Annotated in this window: 18 protein-coding genes; 5 read left to right on the top strand and 13 right to left on the bottom strand. The window is 62.1% G+C overall.

Translation table 11 applies throughout. The features are described 5' to 3' along the window. The first annotated feature begins 183 nt into the window (after nucleotides 1–183). Complete coding sequence (gene pbpG / locus NRB16_RS07245; protein WP_373568439.1) at nucleotides 184–1,122, top strand: D-alanyl-D-alanine endopeptidase; 939 nt, start codon at nucleotides 184–186, stop codon at nucleotides 1,120–1,122. Between the two features lie 120 nt (nucleotides 1,123–1,242). Here the strand turns inward: pbpG and NRB16_RS07240 are convergent, their stop codons facing one another. Next, a complete protein-coding gene (locus NRB16_RS07240) occupies nucleotides 1,243–2,673 on the bottom strand; it encodes an NAD-dependent succinate-semialdehyde dehydrogenase (protein WP_253110841.1) in 1,431 nt (476 codons plus the stop codon). A gap of 94 nt (nucleotides 2,674–2,767) precedes the next feature. Continuing rightward, nucleotides 2,768–3,625 carry an SDR family oxidoreductase gene (locus NRB16_RS07235; protein ID WP_257105813.1) on the bottom strand — a complete coding sequence of 286 codons (858 nt, stop codon included), beginning with the start codon at nucleotides 3,623–3,625 and terminating at the stop codon, nucleotides 2,768–2,770. Nucleotides 3,626–3,963: 338 nt separating this feature from the next. On the opposite strand from NRB16_RS07235, the gene NRB16_RS07230 reads away from it, so the two are divergent. After that, nucleotides 3,964–4,299 (top strand): hypothetical protein, encoded by a 336-nt coding sequence (locus tag NRB16_RS07230; protein WP_257105812.1) that lies wholly within the window; start codon nucleotides 3,964–3,966, stop codon nucleotides 4,297–4,299. 83 nt (nucleotides 4,300–4,382) lie between these two features. On the opposite strand, the gene NRB16_RS07225 is transcribed toward NRB16_RS07230, so the two are convergent. The 3 genes from NRB16_RS07225 to NRB16_RS07215 form a co-directional block, all read right to left on the bottom strand. Then, nucleotides 4,383–4,784 (bottom strand): biopolymer transporter ExbD, encoded by a 402-nt coding sequence (locus NRB16_RS07225; RefSeq protein WP_045490441.1) that lies wholly within the window; start codon nucleotides 4,782–4,784, stop codon nucleotides 4,383–4,385. 1 nt (nucleotide 4,785) lies between these two features. After that, nucleotides 4,786–5,505, bottom strand: a complete 720-nt coding sequence (locus NRB16_RS07220; protein ID WP_045490438.1) for a MotA/TolQ/ExbB proton channel family protein — start codon at nucleotides 5,503–5,505, stop codon at nucleotides 4,786–4,788. Between the two features lie 113 nt (nucleotides 5,506–5,618). After that, on the bottom strand, nucleotides 5,619–6,431 hold the full coding sequence (locus NRB16_RS07215; RefSeq protein WP_257105811.1) for an energy transducer TonB: 813 nt from the start codon (nucleotides 6,429–6,431) through the stop codon (nucleotides 5,619–5,621). A gap of 309 nt (nucleotides 6,432–6,740) precedes the next feature. On the opposite strand from NRB16_RS07215, the gene NRB16_RS07210 reads away from it, so the two are divergent. Beyond that, nucleotides 6,741–7,211, top strand: a complete 471-nt coding sequence (locus NRB16_RS07210; protein WP_257105810.1) for a transketolase — start codon at nucleotides 6,741–6,743, stop codon at nucleotides 7,209–7,211. A 179-nt stretch (nucleotides 7,212–7,390) separates the two neighbouring features. Here the strand turns inward: NRB16_RS07210 and NRB16_RS07205 are convergent, their stop codons facing one another. Continuing rightward, nucleotides 7,391–7,897, bottom strand: a complete 507-nt coding sequence (locus tag NRB16_RS07205; RefSeq protein ID WP_257105809.1) for an Lrp/AsnC family transcriptional regulator — start codon at nucleotides 7,895–7,897, stop codon at nucleotides 7,391–7,393. Nucleotides 7,898–8,036: 139 nt separating this feature from the next. Here NRB16_RS07205 and NRB16_RS07200 point away from each other — a divergent pair, with 139 nt between their 5' ends. Further along, nucleotides 8,037–9,053: a 1-aminocyclopropane-1-carboxylate deaminase gene (locus NRB16_RS07200; RefSeq protein WP_257105808.1), complete on the top strand. Its 1,017-nt coding sequence runs from the start codon at nucleotides 8,037–8,039 to the stop codon at nucleotides 9,051–9,053. Between the two features lie 48 nt (nucleotides 9,054–9,101). Here NRB16_RS07200 and NRB16_RS07195 read toward each other — a convergent pair whose 3' ends face one another. From NRB16_RS07195 to NRB16_RS07180, 4 genes are all read right to left on the bottom strand, one after another. Further along, entirely contained in the window at nucleotides 9,102–9,284 is a 183-nt protein-coding gene (locus NRB16_RS07195; RefSeq protein WP_045490420.1) for a hypothetical protein, read from the bottom strand. 108 nt (nucleotides 9,285–9,392) lie between these two features. Continuing rightward, complete coding sequence (locus NRB16_RS07190; protein ID WP_257105807.1) at nucleotides 9,393–9,890, bottom strand: copper chaperone PCu(A)C; 498 nt, start codon at nucleotides 9,888–9,890, stop codon at nucleotides 9,393–9,395. Further along, entirely contained in the window at nucleotides 9,890–10,498 is a 609-nt protein-coding gene (locus tag NRB16_RS07185) for an SCO family protein (RefSeq protein ID WP_253110821.1), read from the bottom strand. The genes NRB16_RS07190 and NRB16_RS07185 overlap by 1 nt, the downstream gene beginning before the upstream one ends. Before the next feature lie 104 nt (nucleotides 10,499–10,602). Continuing rightward, nucleotides 10,603–10,986 (bottom strand): hypothetical protein, encoded by a 384-nt coding sequence (locus tag NRB16_RS07180; RefSeq protein WP_045490411.1) that lies wholly within the window; start codon nucleotides 10,984–10,986, stop codon nucleotides 10,603–10,605. 276 nt (nucleotides 10,987–11,262) lie between these two features. Between NRB16_RS07180 and NRB16_RS07175 the strand changes: the two genes are divergently transcribed. Next, nucleotides 11,263–11,511 (top strand): hypothetical protein, encoded by a 249-nt coding sequence (locus tag NRB16_RS07175; RefSeq protein WP_045490408.1) that lies wholly within the window; start codon nucleotides 11,263–11,265, stop codon nucleotides 11,509–11,511. On the opposite strand, the gene NRB16_RS07170 is transcribed toward NRB16_RS07175, so the two are convergent. The 3 genes from NRB16_RS07170 to kdpC are packed head-to-tail and all read right to left on the bottom strand — an operon-like array spanning nucleotide 11,508 to nucleotide 15,497. Further along, entirely contained in the window at nucleotides 11,508–12,203 is a 696-nt protein-coding gene (locus NRB16_RS07170; RefSeq protein WP_257105806.1) for a response regulator, read from the bottom strand. The genes NRB16_RS07175 and NRB16_RS07170 overlap by 4 nt on opposite strands. A gap of 28 nt (nucleotides 12,204–12,231) precedes the next feature. After that, nucleotides 12,232–14,874, bottom strand: coding sequence for a sensor histidine kinase KdpD (locus NRB16_RS07165; RefSeq protein ID WP_257105805.1), 2,643 nt, complete (start codon nucleotides 14,872–14,874; stop codon nucleotides 12,232–12,234). 59 nt (nucleotides 14,875–14,933) lie between these two features. After that, entirely contained in the window at nucleotides 14,934–15,497 is a 564-nt protein-coding gene (gene kdpC / locus NRB16_RS07160) for a potassium-transporting ATPase subunit KdpC (protein ID WP_045490400.1), read from the bottom strand. Between the last annotated feature and the right edge of the window lie 70 nt (nucleotides 15,498–15,567).

The raw sequence follows: 15,567 nt of genomic DNA, 5'->3' as shown, positions 1-15,567 counted from the left end.
ACGAATATTACGGGCAATACCGTTTTGTCACTTAACCCTCTCTGAACAAATATCCAATGGCTCGACTTAATGCACAAATGCGCCACTCGCCCCATCGACTTTAGGCAAAAACTGCTTCTAAAATGCGCTGTTTTTCCTGTTTTGTCGTGTGCCGACGCACCTTCCATTGAGTGAGTACTGTTCTTGAAAATCCGTCTTTGTACGCTGGGCCTTTTAGTTGCACTTACAGGCTCGCTGATCGGTACTCAGGCACTGGCCAATGAGCCTGCCCCGTTCAATCGTGACCCGGCCAATCTGCACCTGGCCTCCGGCAGCACCATGGTTGTCGACCTGCAAACCAATAAAGTCATCTACGCCAATAACCCGGATGTGGTGGTGCCGATTGCCTCGGTCACCAAACTGATGACTGCCATGGTCGTGCTGGACGCCAAGCTGTCGATGGACGAACTGATCCCGGTCGATATTTCCCAAACCAAAGAAATGAAAGGGGTGTTCTCGCGGGTCAAACTGGGCAGCCAGCTTAATCGTCGTGACATGTTGCTGATTACCCTGATGTCTTCGGAAAACCGTGCGGCAGCCAGCCTGGCCCACAGTCACCCAGGAGGTTATCCGGCGTTTATCAAAGCCATGAATGCCAAGGCCAAGGCGCTGGGCATGAGCCATACGGCGTTCCTGGAACCGACCGGCTTGTCGGTGTTTAACGTATCGACGGCGCGCGACCTGACCAAACTGTTGATGGAAGCACGTAAATATCCATTGCTCAGCGAGTTGAGCGCGACCGAAGAAAAGACCGTGCGCTTCAGCAAGCCCAATTACACCCTCGGCTTTCGCAACACCGATCATCTGGTGCATCGGGAGAATTGGGATATTCGCCTGACCAAGACCGGCTTTACCAATCAGGCCGGGCACTGTCTGGTGCTACTGACCACCATGGCCAAGCGGCCGGTGTCGGTGGTGATTCTTGATGCCTTCGGCAAGCAGACGCACTTTGCCGATGCCAGCCGCCTGCGCAAATGGCTGGAAACCGGCCAGAGCGGCCCGGTACCCGCGGTGGCGTTGCAGTACAAAAAAGAGAAGAATCTGGCAATCAGGCAAAATGGCTTGCAACAGGCCAAGGAATAACTGCACACCTGACGTACCCCTGTAGGAGCGACCTTGGTCGCGAAGACGGCATGACACTCACAACAAATGTGCTGTTTCACCGTCCTCTTCGCGAGCAAGCTCGCTCCTACATACAGCGACTCAACCGAACTGGGTGACCAGTTTGGTGTTCAGGTAAGCCTCGATGGCCTCGGTGCCCCCTTCAGAACCGTAACCGGAGTCCTTGATGCCGCCAAACGGCACCTCCGGCAGGCCGATGCCTTGGTGGTTGATGCTCAGCATGCCGGCTTCGATACCGTAACTCAGCGCCTGGGCAGTCTTGATCGAGGTGGTGAAGGCATAGGATGCCAGGCCGTAAGGCACCCGGTTGGATTCGGCGATCGCCTCTTCGACACTGTCAAACGGCACCAGCAAGGCCACCGGCCCAAACGGCTCGTCGTTCATGATGCGCATGGCTGTAGTCAGGCCGCTCAGCACGGTGGGCTCGAAGAACCAGCCGTCGCCTTCAATCGCCTTGCCACCGGTTTCCAGGCGGGCACCATGGCTGACGGCATCGTCAACCAGTTCCCGTAGCGCCGGGACCCGGCGTGGGTTGGCCAACGGCCCCATGGTGGTGCCTGCGTCCAGCCCGGAACCGACCTTGACCTCGCGGGTCAGGCCGACGAACCGCTCAGTGAACTCATCGAACACCTCACGCTGCACCAGAATCCGGGTCGGCGAGACACACACTTGCCCGGCATTGCGAAATTTGCTGGCCGCCAGGGTGCGGGCGGCAAGATCCAGGTCAGCATCGGCAAACACCAGCGCCGGAGCATGACCGCCCAGCTCCATGGTGGCGCGCTTCATATGCTGGCCGGCCAGCGCTGCCAGTTGCTTGCCGACGGGTGTCGAGCCGGTGAACGTGACCTTGCGGATCACCGGGTGCGGGATCAGGTAGCCGGAAATCTGCGCGGGGTCGCCGTAAACCAGACCGATCACACCCGCCGGTACGCCGGCGTCGTGGAAGGCGCGGATCAGTTCGGCCGGCGATGCCGGGGTTTCTTCCGGGGCCTTGACGATGATCGAGCAACCGGCGGCCAACGCCGAAGACAGCTTGCGCACCACCTGGTTGATTGGAAAATTCCACGGTGTGAACGCGGCGACCGGGCCGACCGGTTCCTTGATGACTTTCTGCTCGACATGCACGTTACGCGACGGCACCAGGCGGCCGTAGCTGCGGCGCCCCTCTTCAGCCAGCCAGTCGATGATATCGGCGGCCGACAGTGCCTCGGCACGGGCTTCGGCCAACGGTTTGCCTTGCTCTTGGGTCATGATCCGGGCAATGGCCTCGGCGCGCTCGCGAACCAGCACCGCAGCCTGACGCATGATCTTGTAGCGCTCGAACGCCGGCGTCACCCGCCAGGTCGCAAAGCCGCGCTCGGCGGCGGCCAAGGCTTCGTCCAGGTCGGCGATATCGGCGTGGGCGACCTGGCCGATGGTCTGGCCAGTGGCTGGGTTCAACACCGGCTGTGAGCGGCCGTCACGTGCGGCGCGCCATTGACCGTCGATATACAGTTGCACATCTGGATACATCGTGACTCTCCATTGGCTAACTTAGAATAAAAACCGTCTGTCGTTTCTCTCTATGGGTTACATGGGGCTGTCTGCGCGCAGATCAACCACGGCATTACAAAATCGGCCGTCCGCCAGTGACACCAAAGCGTTCGCCTGACAGGAAGCTGCCTTCGTCACTGGCCAGCAGTACATACAGCGGCGCAACCTCGACCGGCTGACCGGGGCGACCTAGCGGTGTGTTGCTGCCGAACTGCTCGACCTCCTCTGCCGGCATCGTCGCCGGAATCAGCGGCGTCCAGATCGGCCCCGGTGCAACGCTGTTGACCCGAATACCCCGCTCACCCAGCAACTGCGCCAGCCCACCGGTGAAGTTGGCGATCGCACCCTTGGTGGTCGCGTAAGGCAGCAGCGTCGGTTTGGGCATGTCGGAATTGACCGAACTGGTGTTGATGATGGAGGCACCGGCCTGCATGTGCGGGACCGCCGCCTGGCAGATGCGGAACATCGCGGTGATGTTGATATCGAAGGTGCGCACCCACTCCTCGTCCGGGATATCTTCAAAGCGCTGGTGGGTCATCTGGAATGCCGCGTTATTGACCAGCACATCGAGGCGCCCGAATTGCGCCACGGTCTTGTCGACGATCTCCTTGCACATGGCTTTTTCAGCAAGGTCACCGGGCAGCAACAGACACTGGCGCCCCGCGCGCTCGACCCAGCGTGCGGTTTCCTGAGCGTCATCATGCTCATCCAGATAGGCCACTGCCACATCAGCACCTTCACGGGCAAAGGCGATTGCCACCGCACGACCGATACCGCTGTCGGCCCCCGTGATCAGCGCCACCTTGCCCTGCAAGCGGCCCGATCCGGTGTAGCTTTCTTCGCCGCAGTCGGGGTAAGGGTCCATGCGGCCCTGGCTGCCGGGCACCGGCTGGGTCTGTTTAGGAAACGGTGGGCGTGGATAGTCAGTCATGAAGGATTTCCTCTGCATGGGATGTCTTTGTGTGTCCCCCATGCGCCGCCTGGTGTTCAACACAGTCACCGGCGGCCCTGACGAATGGTCGGCATCGGGCATGCCGACCGGATGAGACCGCCGGTCGGAAACGGCCTGGCGACAAACCGCCGTCATTGGCGTGCGCACACGAACATCTCGCCCGCAAGTCCCTACCCCTTAACAAAATGTGTAACGGGTTTTGTATCAGCAACGGACTAACGCTTCGCGAGTCGACAAGCGGCTATATGCCAAGACTTTTTGATTTCATAATTTGAGCAGGTACGCAAGGCGCGTCGCATCATCCGCAGGAGGCACTGATGAAAACCCTGATACTCGCGCTGGCCTTTGTGGCTCCCACGCTGGCAGTCCATGCTGCCGACAAGCCGATCAACATTCCGCACGATCCGGGCGCCCAGCACGCACTGGTGAAAAAGTCCGGTCACCCACAGCAGCGTGTGGTCGTGACCCGACGTGAGGGCACGCTGGGTGTGTTGTACTCCCGGCACCTCTACAACTGCGAACGTGCCACGGTCTCGCTCCTGGGCACCGGTGAGAGCCTGGAGAGCCTGGACAGTGCCAAACCATTGAGCGGCATGTTGCCGGTGGTTGAAGACTCAACGGCTTACTACATCGCGGCGGAAGCCTGCAGTTGAGCGACACCGTACAAGCAAAAAAAAGGGCCATCCCCATGCCTTGGCGGGATGACCCGAAGCTCACTGTCTTGAAGGGGCAGTTGCTATTTCGCGGTAATCACTGACAACTTGGTAATACCGGCGCGTTCGATGGAGGCCATGGCCCGCGCCACTTCGCCGTAGTTCACGCCATTATCGGCCTGCAGTTGCACCCGAACCTTATCGTCCTTGGCCTTGGCCGCCTGCAGGTTGGTTTCCAGCAGATCAGGCTGGATCTCATCCTTATTGATAAACACCTTGCCCTGCCCGTCGATGCTGACCACCAACGGGTCTTTCTGCTCGGCCGGTGCAACTGCTTCAGTCTTGGGCAGGTTGATCGGGATCGAATTGGTCAGCAGCGGTGCGGTGACGATGAACACCACCAGCAGTACCAGCATCACGTCCACCAGCGGGGTTACGTTGATCTCGCTGAGCACTTCATCACTGTCTTGGGTCGAGAACGCCATATCAGGACGCCTCCTTCACTTTCTGGCCGCTGGCAGTGGCGCCGGACTTGAGCACCGGGTGCAGCAGCACGCGGAACGAATGCTTCTGGGCCAGGCTGTAGAAGTCATGGGCGAAATCGTCCAGGTCGGCAGCGGTCAGCTTCAGGCGACGCAGGAAGTAGTTGTAAACCAGTACCGCAGGCACTGCGACAGCGATACCGACACCGGTTGCGACCAGTGCCGCACCGATTGGCCCGGCGACGGTTTCCAGGCTGGCCGAACCGGCCGCACTGATACCTTTGAGCGCTGACATGATGCCCCACACGGTGCCAAACAGGCCGATGAACGGCGAGGTGCTGCCGATACTGGCCAGTACCGCCAGGCCGGTTTCCAGCGAGCGGCGTTCACGGACGATCTGCTGGCGCAAGGCGCGCTCCAGACGGTCCTGGTGGTTGATCGACTGGCTCAGGTCGTTCTGGGCGTTTTCCTGCACTTGGATGGCCGCGTAACCGGCCTGCGCGACACGGGCAGCGGAGCCTGGGTTGTTGTGCGCCAGCTCGGCTGCGGAGTCGAGACTGGAGGCGGCCCAGAATTTCTTGTGGAAGGCCTTGTCCTGGCCCTTCAGGCGTGAGAACTGCACGCCCTTGAGCAGGGCCAGGCCCCACGTCACAACGGAGAAGCCAATCAGCAGCCAGATGACCGCGTGTTCAACAGATTCGAATGGAGATGCCAGTAGGTTCATGTTCGGTACTCTCGTGCAGATGCATCAGGTCGGGTGTGCGATGCTCCTTTTGTCAGGTCGCCCGCTGAAATGGGGTAAAGCGCAATTTTTGGTTAGAAAACCGGGTAAAGCCGTTACTTGAGCTTGAAGTCGATCGGTACGCTGACCCAGCCATCGACCGGTTTGTCGCCCTGTTTGCCGGGTACAAAGCTCCAGCGCTTGACGGCGGTCACGGCGGCTTCATCGAGCTGGTCGCGGCCGCTGCTCTTTTGAATCTGGATATCGCCCGGACGACCACTGGCCAGTACATGCACTCGCAGCAACACAGTGCCTTCCCAACCGCGGCGCATCGCCAGCGACGGGTATTCCGGCGCCGGGTTACGCAGGTAACCGGCACTGGCCGATGGCGGAGTCACCGGCGCAGGCGCGGGTGGTGCCGGCGGTGCTGGCGCGGCGACCGGTTGCGGCGGAGGCGGCGTTGGCGCTGGTGGCTGCTCGACCGGCTTGGGCACAGGTTTTGGTGCAGGCTTGACCACCGGTTTCGGCTTGGGCTTGGGCGGCGGCGGTTTGACCGCCAGTTCGTCTTCAACCGGTGGCGGCGGCTCCTGAACCACCGGCTCAGGGATCGGCTCCGGCGGCGGAGGCTCGACCAATGGCGGAGTGGGGGCGGAAAATTCGATGGTCATCGGCGGAATTTCCGGCGGCACGACCGGCAACGCGGGGGTTGGTGTCTGGCTGACCCAGTAGATCACTGCGCCGTGCAACACCAGGGCGAAGGCGCCCAACAGAATGCCTTCCCGGCGGCCCAGAACCCGCTTGGGCGTGCTGTGCAAACGCGACAGCGCCAAGGGTCCACGGTAAGGACGGCCCAGGTCGACCAACTCGCCGCTTGGTGCCTGGCGCCAAGGCACCTCATGTGCACTGGCAGCGGTCTGGACATTGCCCATTGATTCACTCCTGCATTTTTTCGGTAAAAAAATCCAGGTTCTGTTGGTATCAGTCACCCTTCTTCAAAGTGGTTTTCGCTGAGGGCAATCATCTACGAAACCCTATACGCCAGAAAGGAATATTTAGTTCGTTGTTTATACACAAAAGAAATATGCAGTTTTTAGCCATGGATACTGCGCCGGTCCGCAGAGCCCTGTGCCAAAGCCGTTGCACAGCCGCTGACAAAAAGCGCTTTGACAACGCAGAGCAAATAGCCATTACTCATCGAACCCGCTCACCAGCGGTGCAGAACCAACAAGGAGCTGTTCATGCTGAAGGATTCAGAACTGCACGGCTGGATCAAGCCTGCCACTCAGGACACCGGGGTCATCATCATTTGCAGCGGTGACCTGCCCTGCTACCTGGTTGACACCCTTGCCGCCCGGATCAGCGATTGGGACCAGGTCGCGTGCCTGTATATCCCGTACCCGATGCAACTGGAGCATCAATGGCTGGCCGCCGAAGCCAGCAACCCCGATGCGCACCAGCCAACGCGCTGCGTTGCCAGCGAGTTGCTCGGCCAGATCCCCAAGACCTGCCATTTGCTGGACGTCGAAATGCTGCACAGCGTGCACCTGACCTGGCTGGGGTCGGTGTGCGGGCACCGCCTGCACTTTTTCGGTCTGGATGCCGCCGAACAGGCGCAAGCCGTAATGGATATCCAGATCGAGGAAATTCTCGACACCACCGGGCAATTGGTCAGAGGCTATCTGCAGGACCACTTTCTTTCGCCCGCGTAGCAATAATGCCGATCATTCAAGCCCCATGATGCGCTAAATCCGTGAGAGCGAGCTCGCCAGAGGGCCGGTGAAATCAGCACATTAGCGATCGGTTTCACGCCGCCTTCGTCGGTATGCCGCCCAGACCAAGGTCGCTCCTACACAGTGCCGTGTCTCAGGCACGGCAGCATGATGACCGGCTAAAACGCCAGTTGGGTGGTCGACAGCACCTGGCGCAGGCCCATGAACGAGCGTATCTGCCTGACCCCGGGCAGGTACAACAACTGCTCGGCGTGCAGTTTGTTGAAGCTCTGGCTGTCACGGGTGCGCAGCAGCATGAAGTAGTCGAACTCGCCGGTAACCACATGCACCTCCATGCAGCCGGAGATTTTCTGAGCGGCGGCTTCGAACTGGGCAAACGACTCCGGCGTCGAACGGTCCAGTACCACGCCAATCAGCACCACCATGCCCGCCTCGAGCGCCTCACCGTCGAGCAACGCAACCACCCCTTTGATAATCCCGGCCTGCTTGAGTCGCTCGACCCGGCGCAGGCAGGCCGGCGGGCTGAGGCTGACTTTCTCGGCCAGCGCCACGTTGGAGATTGAAGCATCGCGCTGCAAGCTGCGCAGGATCGCCTTGTCGATCCGGTCGAGAACCGGTGGCGAGCCAGGCTGGCGGGTTTTGCTGTGTTCATTTATTGCTTTCATGGTCCATTTCACGAAATAAAATGATCTTCAAATAGAAATCACGAACATTAAGTTCGTCAACTGATCATTCTTTGCAACCCGTCATTTCCACGCTTTTCTTAAGATGAGTCCATCGTTCGAGCACTGATGGAGCCTCACCATGAATCTGGGAAAATTCAAACGTTACCCGCTGACCTTCGGCGCCTCGCCGATCACCCCACTCAAACGCCTGAGTGAGCACCTGGGCGGCAAGGTCGAGCTGTACGCCAAACGCGAAGACTGCAACAGCGGCCTTGCCTTCGGCGGCAACAAGACGCGCAAGCTTGAATACCTGATTCCTGAAGCCATTGAAGGCGGCTACGACACGCTGGTGTCGATCGGCGGCATTCAGTCCAATCAGACCCGGCAGGTCGCGGCGGTGGCCGCCCATTTGGGCATGAAGTGCGTGCTGGTCCAGGAAAACTGGGTGAATTACTCCGATGCGGTGTATGACCGGGTCGGCAATATCGAGATGTCGCGGATCATGGGCGCTGATGTGCGCCTGGACAGCGCAGGCTTCGACATCGGCATCCGTCCGAGTTGGGAAAACGCCATGGCTGATGTCCAGGCCAAGGGCGGCAAGCCCTACCCGATTCCGGCCGGTTGCTCGGAACACCCGTACGGCGGCCTGGGCTTCGCCCGCTTTGCCGATGAAGTGCGGCAACAGGAAGAACAACTCGGCTTCAAGTTCGACTACATCGTGGTCTGCTCGGTGACCGGCAGCACCCAGGCCGGCATGATCGCAGGCTTTGCCGTCGATGGTCGCGCCCAGCGGGTGATCGGCATCGACGCCTCGGCCAAGCCGCAACAGACCCGCGAGCAGATCCTGCGCATCGCCCGGCATACCGCAGAGCTGGTCGAACTGGGTCGGGAAATCAACGACGACGACGTGGTACTCGACACTCGCTTTGGCGGTCCTGAATACGGCCTGCCCAGTGACGGTACGCTGCAAGCGATCCGCCTGTGCGCCAGGCTCGAAGGGGTACTGACCGACCCGGTCTACGAAGGCAAATCGATGCACGGGATGATCGAGATGGTGCGCAATAACGAATTCCCGGAGGGCTCGCGCGTACTGTATGCACATCTGGGCGGCGTGCCGGCGATCAATGCCTATAGTTTCCTGTTCAAAGACGGCTGAAACGCACGACAGATTCAGGGCCGCCTTGTGCGGCCCTGAAGAGCGGGGTCAATGGTGGGTGGCGGGCTTGCTGGTCCGGGTGGGCAGGCACACGGCATAGGCCATGGCCTCATCGCGGGTGTTGAAAATGGCCAGACGGTCGTGGTCGGTGCAGACCCGCCAGGGGCCGTTGTTCACACTGATCACCTGGTAGCCGTTGACTTGCACCTTGTGCAGCATCGCAGTACTCATGTTCACCTCCAGAGATACGGGTGTGTTGCATCATTTACCTTACACCTCTGAAGGCTGCATGACAGGACCGTTCGGCACATTGCAGACTCTGCGGCCCACCACCGCCGATCAATGACCGCTGTGTGCACCGTGCCCGGCATGCGCATCATGGTCACTGGTGTTCAGCGCGCGGACCTGGGCCTGTACTTCAACGCTCTGGCGCTCGCCCTTGGCGTCCTGCACCGTGAGGGTCAGCGGGATCTGGTCGCCTTCCTTCGCCTGAGCCACCAGACCAATCAGCATCACATGGTAGCCCTCGGCGCTGAACGTCACGGTCTTGCCGGCTGGCAGCTCGACGCTGCTGACAGGTTTCATGCTCATGACCTCGCCTTTCATGCTCATCTCGTGGATTTCCACGGTCTTGGCTGCAGGCGAGGCGACACCGACCAGCGTGCTGTCGCTGCTGGCAGTCAGTTGCATGAACGCACCGGTGGCCGGCTGACCGGCGACGGTGGCGCGCACCCAGGCATCCTTGACCTGAGTCTCGGCATGGGCAGGCAGGCTCAGGCCCAGCAACAGCGCGCAGGAGCCAACGACCTTCAACGATTTAACCATCAGCGTATTCATCAGCAGACTTCCATAAGGGTGAGCAGGTCTTCGGTGCATTGCTGGGCGGTCAGTTTGTGGCCCAGGCTCAGGCGCAGCACGCCGCGGCTGTCGTACACGTAGCTGGTTGCGGTATGGGAAATGGTGTAGCTGTCGCCCAGCGGGACTTTCTCAAAGAACACGCCGAACTCTTTGGCGGTAGCGGCGGTTTCTTCGAGGGTGCCAGACAGCGCCACAAACTCGGGATCGAAAGCCTTGACGTACTTGTCGATGATCTGCGGCGTGTCGCGCTCCGGGTCCAGGGTGATGAAGATCACCTGGAAAATCGGCGCATCGGCGCCCATCAGTTTCTTGATCTGCGCCGCACGGGCCAGCGCGGTCGGGCAGATCGCCGGGCATTGGGTGAAGCCGAAGAACACCATCGGCATGTAACCGCGAAAGCTCGACACGGTCTTGAGGTTACCGTCGACGTCACGCAATTTGAAATTGCGCCCGATGATCTGGTTGCTCATGTCCTTGCCGTGCTTGAACGGCAGGACGTTGGAGTTGCCGCATCCGGCCAGCAGGCCGCCCATGCTCAGCATGGACAGGCCGGCGACCACCTGGCGGCGGGAAAAGTGATGACTCATGCACTGCGGTCCTGTTTAGAGGATCGGGACGGGATCACTCCCGTACTGTCAGACAGCGCGCACCGTGTACACGGTGGGCCGCACAAAGATGCCACGCGGTGGTATCAGGGCGCCTGAGCGACACGGCCCGGTGAACAGTGGCGCAGCGATGTCCAGCTCAGGCGTTCGGGCATCAGGGCGCGGCGGCGCAGGGTTCGCACCAGCCAGCCCAGGGCTGCGAAGCCGAGCAATGCGCTGGTCAGTTTGCTGGCGTAAGCGCAGTCGAACAGCGCCAGTTGCATGAGCAGACCGTGGCCGGTCTGGTCCTGACTGTGTGCGGCAGGACTGTGCACGGCGGACTCGTCCGGGCCGCAGATATCGCTCATGGCAACAGGCATGAAGGCACTGAGCATCTGCCCGTGGCCGATGCTGCAGGCCAGGGCGCCGAGCAGGACCAGACCGGCAAGCAGGACGGCCAGCGGCGAGCGATGAGTGCGGACGAATTTCATGGCGGCGAATTTACCACTGCGCAGGCTGGGGGAACACCTTCATTGCGTCACCGGTGTCCGGTAGCCGGAGCAAAGCGCCTGCTGGCCGGGCGTGCGTGTCTGTGCGGCAAAATGGCGCATGGGGTCATATTCGTCTGACCGGCCGGGCGGCGAGCGGGTGCGCAGTGTGAGGTGCCTGTATTCGGCCTGGTAGATGTGTAAGCGTTTATGTAGCAACACGCCAGCAGCGGCCAATCCTCAACTAGGCTCAGGATGACTGTCTGAGGAGTCACTGCCATGTCTGAGAATCTGCCCGACGATCCGCTGGTCAAGCTGCTGGACCGGCTCATTCAGAACAACTCGGCGCTGGTCGCGACCGTCGAGGACATCGCCCTGTGGATCGACCAGCAAGGCGACCCGCACAGCCTGGCGCGCATCCATGAACATTTGGCGACAATCCGCGACAACAGCGAGGTGGTGCAGGCGAGCTTCGCGGAACTGGTCGCCCGCGCCGCGCTGAAGCACGAAGAAGACCTTGAGGATTAATCGCTAGCGAGCCGATAGCCGACGCCCGCCTCGGTGATGATGTACCTCGGCGCGGTCGGCTCATCGGCCAGTTTCTGGCGCAGGTGGCCGACCACGATGCGCAGGTAGTGGCTGTCCTGGGTGTGGGTCGGCCCCCAGATGTCCCTGAGCAGCTGTTGCTGGGTGATGACCCGGCCGGGATGGCGGGCCAGCGCGGCCAACACCGCGTACTCCTTGCGGGTCAGCGCGACGTCCTGGCCGTGCAGTTGCACACGGCGGGCCGCCAGATCAATGCTCAGCGGGCCGAGGGTCAGCACTGCCTGGGCCTGCTGAGTGTCGGCAGGCTGACGCAGCAACGCACGAATACGGGCGAGAAACTCCTGAATGCCAAACGGCTTGGTCACGTAGTCGTTGGCCCCGGCATCGAGGGCCTGGACCTTCTGCGCCTCGCTGGCGCGCACCGAGAGCACCATCACCGGGACCCGCAGCCACTCGCGCAGCTCGACCAGTAATTGCTGGCCGTCCATGTCGGGCAAGCCCAGATCAAGCACTACCAGGTCCGGGCGGTTGAGCGCCGCCTGGTTCAGACCTTCGGCGCCATCGCCCGCCTCCAGTACCTTGTAGCCCTGGGATGCCAGGCTGATGCGCAAGAACTTGCGGATCTGCGGCTCGTCGTCGATGACCAGAATGGTCGCTGTCTGCTGGGGGCTCACCGGCTGTAATCTCGTGGGGGATACGCGCTCATTCTGAGTCTGCCTGGGGTTGGGCTGGCAAGGGTAAATGCAAGGTCATGCAAGTGCCGAGCCCGTCGATGCCCTCGGCCACTGTGACCCTCCCGCCATGGGCGCCGACCATGCCCTGACAGATCGCCAGCCCCAGGCCGGTGCCGGGGCCACCGCGATCACCGCGTGCTGCGGTGTAAAACATGTCGAAGATTTTCGCCCGCTCGGCTTCGGGAATCCCAGGCCCCTGATCGCTGACCAGCAACTGCAACTCGCCCTCACTGACCCGGCTGTGCACGCGCAGCACCCCGCCGACTGGCGAAAAGCGTGCCGCATTCTCCAGCACATTGACCAGCGCCTGCTCGATCAGTGCCGCATGCACGTACAACAGCGGCAGTTCAGCGGCCATCTGCACCTCGACCTGCAACGGCGCCAACACCGCACGCAAGCGGCCCAGCGCGCTGCCGACGATGTCGGCCGGGGCCACCCAATCGCGAGCCAGTTTCAGTGAGCCATGGCCCAGGCGGGTCATGTCCAGCAGGTTCTGGATATAGCGGTCCAGCCGTTCGGCCTCGTCGCGGGTGCCTTCAAGCAGCTCGCGGCGGTCATCCAGCGGGATCGCTTCGCCCAGCGCCAACAGGCTATCGATGCTGCCGCGCATAGCGGTCAACGGCGTGCGCAGATCATGCGACACCGAGGCCAGCAAGGCGCTGCGCAGTTGTTCGGTTTCACCATGCAGGCGCGCCGATTCCAGATCCTGCACCAGTTGCGCACGGGCCAGCGCCTGGGCCAGCGGCTGGCTGAGGGCGCTGAGCAAACGCCGGTGCTGGGCCGTGAAGCGATGGCCTGGCCGAGGGCAGACGCCAAGCAGCGCCAGCGGCCCTTCTTCAGCCGACACCGGCCACCACCACCAGCGTCCGGACGGCAAAGTACCGGTGTCCAGCCCGGCTGCCTGATCGTGCTGCCAGGCCCAATCAGCCGCTACTCGCTCGGCCTCGCTGAAGGTCAGCGGGCCGCCCAGCTCCACCACCCAACTGGCGTTCTGGTCACGGCCGAGCAGGCACAGTTGCAGCTCCGGCCAGCCACTGAGGTGTTGCTCGGCGGCGCTGAGCACCGCCTGACGGTCAGTGGCGGCAGTAAGCTTGCGCGACAGGTCGAGCACCGTACTGGTTTGCTCCTGAGTGGCGCGCAAGGCCTTGAACTGACGGCGCTGGCGGCTGGCAAGCTGGCCGGTGAGTGCCGCCATGAGCAGAAAGAACACCAGCGTCAGTACGTCTTCCTCGCGCTGGATACTCAACGAAAAGTTGGGCGGCATGAACAGGAAGTCATAAGCCAGAAACGACAGTAATGCACAGAACAGGGCCGGCCCGACACTGCTGCGCACCGCCACCAGCAGCACCGCCATGAGGAAGATCAGCGAGATATTGGGTAACGCCAGAATCCCGGCAATCCCCCAGGCCACACCACTGGCCAGCGCGGTCGCGAGCACCGCCAGCGCGTAGTCCAGCCCCTTGATCGGGGCGCGCTGACGAGGCCGGTCGGGCAAGGCCTGGCTGTCCAGCACGCTGATTTCCAGACCGTGGGCCTCACGCAACAAACGCCCGGCCACCCCGCCACCGAACAGCCGCCGCCGCCACAGGTGTCGTGACTGACCGACCATCACCACGCTGGCCCGACGCTCGACGGCATGCTGCAACAGGGTCCGGGCCACCTCACCGGCGCGCAGGGTCACCACCTCGCCGCCCAGGCGCTCGGCCAGTTGCTGGGCGCCCTGCAAGTAAGCCCGGCCCTGCTCATCCAGTGGCCGGTCGGCGTCGACATGCACCAGGCTCCAGGGCAGGTGACGACGTTCAGCGACCCGGCTGGCATGGCGCACCAACAGGTCGGCCTGGATATCGCCGTCAATCCCGACCAACAGCCGGCCACGCACCGCCGGTGCCTGTTCGCCGCGTTGCCGATACCCCTGGGCCAGATCGTTGTCCACCTGCGCGGCGGCGGTCTGCATCGCCAGTTCGCGCAAGGCGGTGAGGTTGGTCTGGCTGAAAAACGCATCGATGGCTGCCCGTGCCTGCTCCGGCACATACACCTTGCCGTCGCGTAGCCGCTCCAGCAGCTCTCGCGGCGGCAGGTCGATCAGCACCAGCTCGAAGGCTTCCTGCAACACCCAGTCCGGCAGGGTTTCGCGGACCTGGACGCCGGTGATGGCGCGTACCTGGTCGTTGAGGCTTTCCAGGTGCTGGACATTGACCGTGGTGTACACGTCAATGCCTGCGGCAAGCAGTTCGTGCACATCCTGCCAGCGCTTGTCATGGCGGCTGCCCGGCACGTTGCTGTGCGCCAGTTCATCAACCAGCACCAGCGCCGGCGCCGCCCGCAACACGCCGTCGAGGTCCATTTCTTCAAGGGTCATGCCCCGGTATTCGCGGCGCAGCATCGGCAATTGCGGCAGCCCGACCAGCAGCGCTTCGGTCTCGGCCCGACCGTGGGTTTGCACCACGGCGGCGAGCAGGTTCACCCCTTGGCGCATGCGGCTGTGGGCGGCTTGCAGCATGGCGTAGGTCTTGCCCACCCCCGGCGCTGCACCGAGAAAAATTTTCAGGCGCCCGCGACCGTCGCGGGGCAGTTGGGCCAGGATGGCATCAGCTCGGCTGGAGTCACTCACGTGTCGGCTTGCTCGGTCAGGATCAATTAAGGGGGATCGCGAAGACATCACCACAAAGGTTACATTTTTGCCACGCGCGCCTGGGCGTCAAGGCTGCGATTGAGCGCCAGCACATTGACCACTGGCGGGCCGAACAACGGCCGTTCAGTATGGGCCTCGATCAGCGCACGCAGTTGTTGCTCGGGCAGATTGCGCGCGACCGCCACGCGCCCGACCTGCCAGTCGGCGGCTTCAGGCGGCAGGTGCGGGTCCAGGCCGCTGCCTGAGGTGGTCAGCAAGGCGATTGGCACTGCGCCCTGCCCTTGGCTTTTCAACAATGTGGCGGTTTCAGCCACCCGGCTGGCCAATGCCGGGTTAGCGGCGGACAGGTTGCTGGCGCTGCTGGCCACCGTGGCAAAAGCGCCGGCCGAAGGGCGTGGCTGGAACCACTGCGGGCCATCGAAAGGCTGGGCAATCAGTGCCGAACCGCGGACCTGGCCGCTGGCATCACGCACCAGGCTGCCATTGGCCTGTTCGGCAAACGCCAGTTGCGCAACGCCGGTAACCGCCAGCGGATAGGCCACACCAGTGACCAGGGTCATCAACAGCAACAGGCTCAGCGCCGGGCGCAGGATGGTTGTCATGTACATCTCCTCGCAAAATTGATTACCTGTAGGAGGGGCTTGAGCCCCGAAGCAACAAATACATAGTCGC

Source organism: Pseudomonas sp. LJDD11, from assembly GCF_024584215.1.
GTDB lineage: Bacteria > Pseudomonadota > Gammaproteobacteria > Pseudomonadales > Pseudomonadaceae > Aquipseudomonas.
The sequence above is the reverse complement of the archived record's forward strand: the minus strand, read 5'-3'. Positions and strand labels throughout refer to the sequence as shown.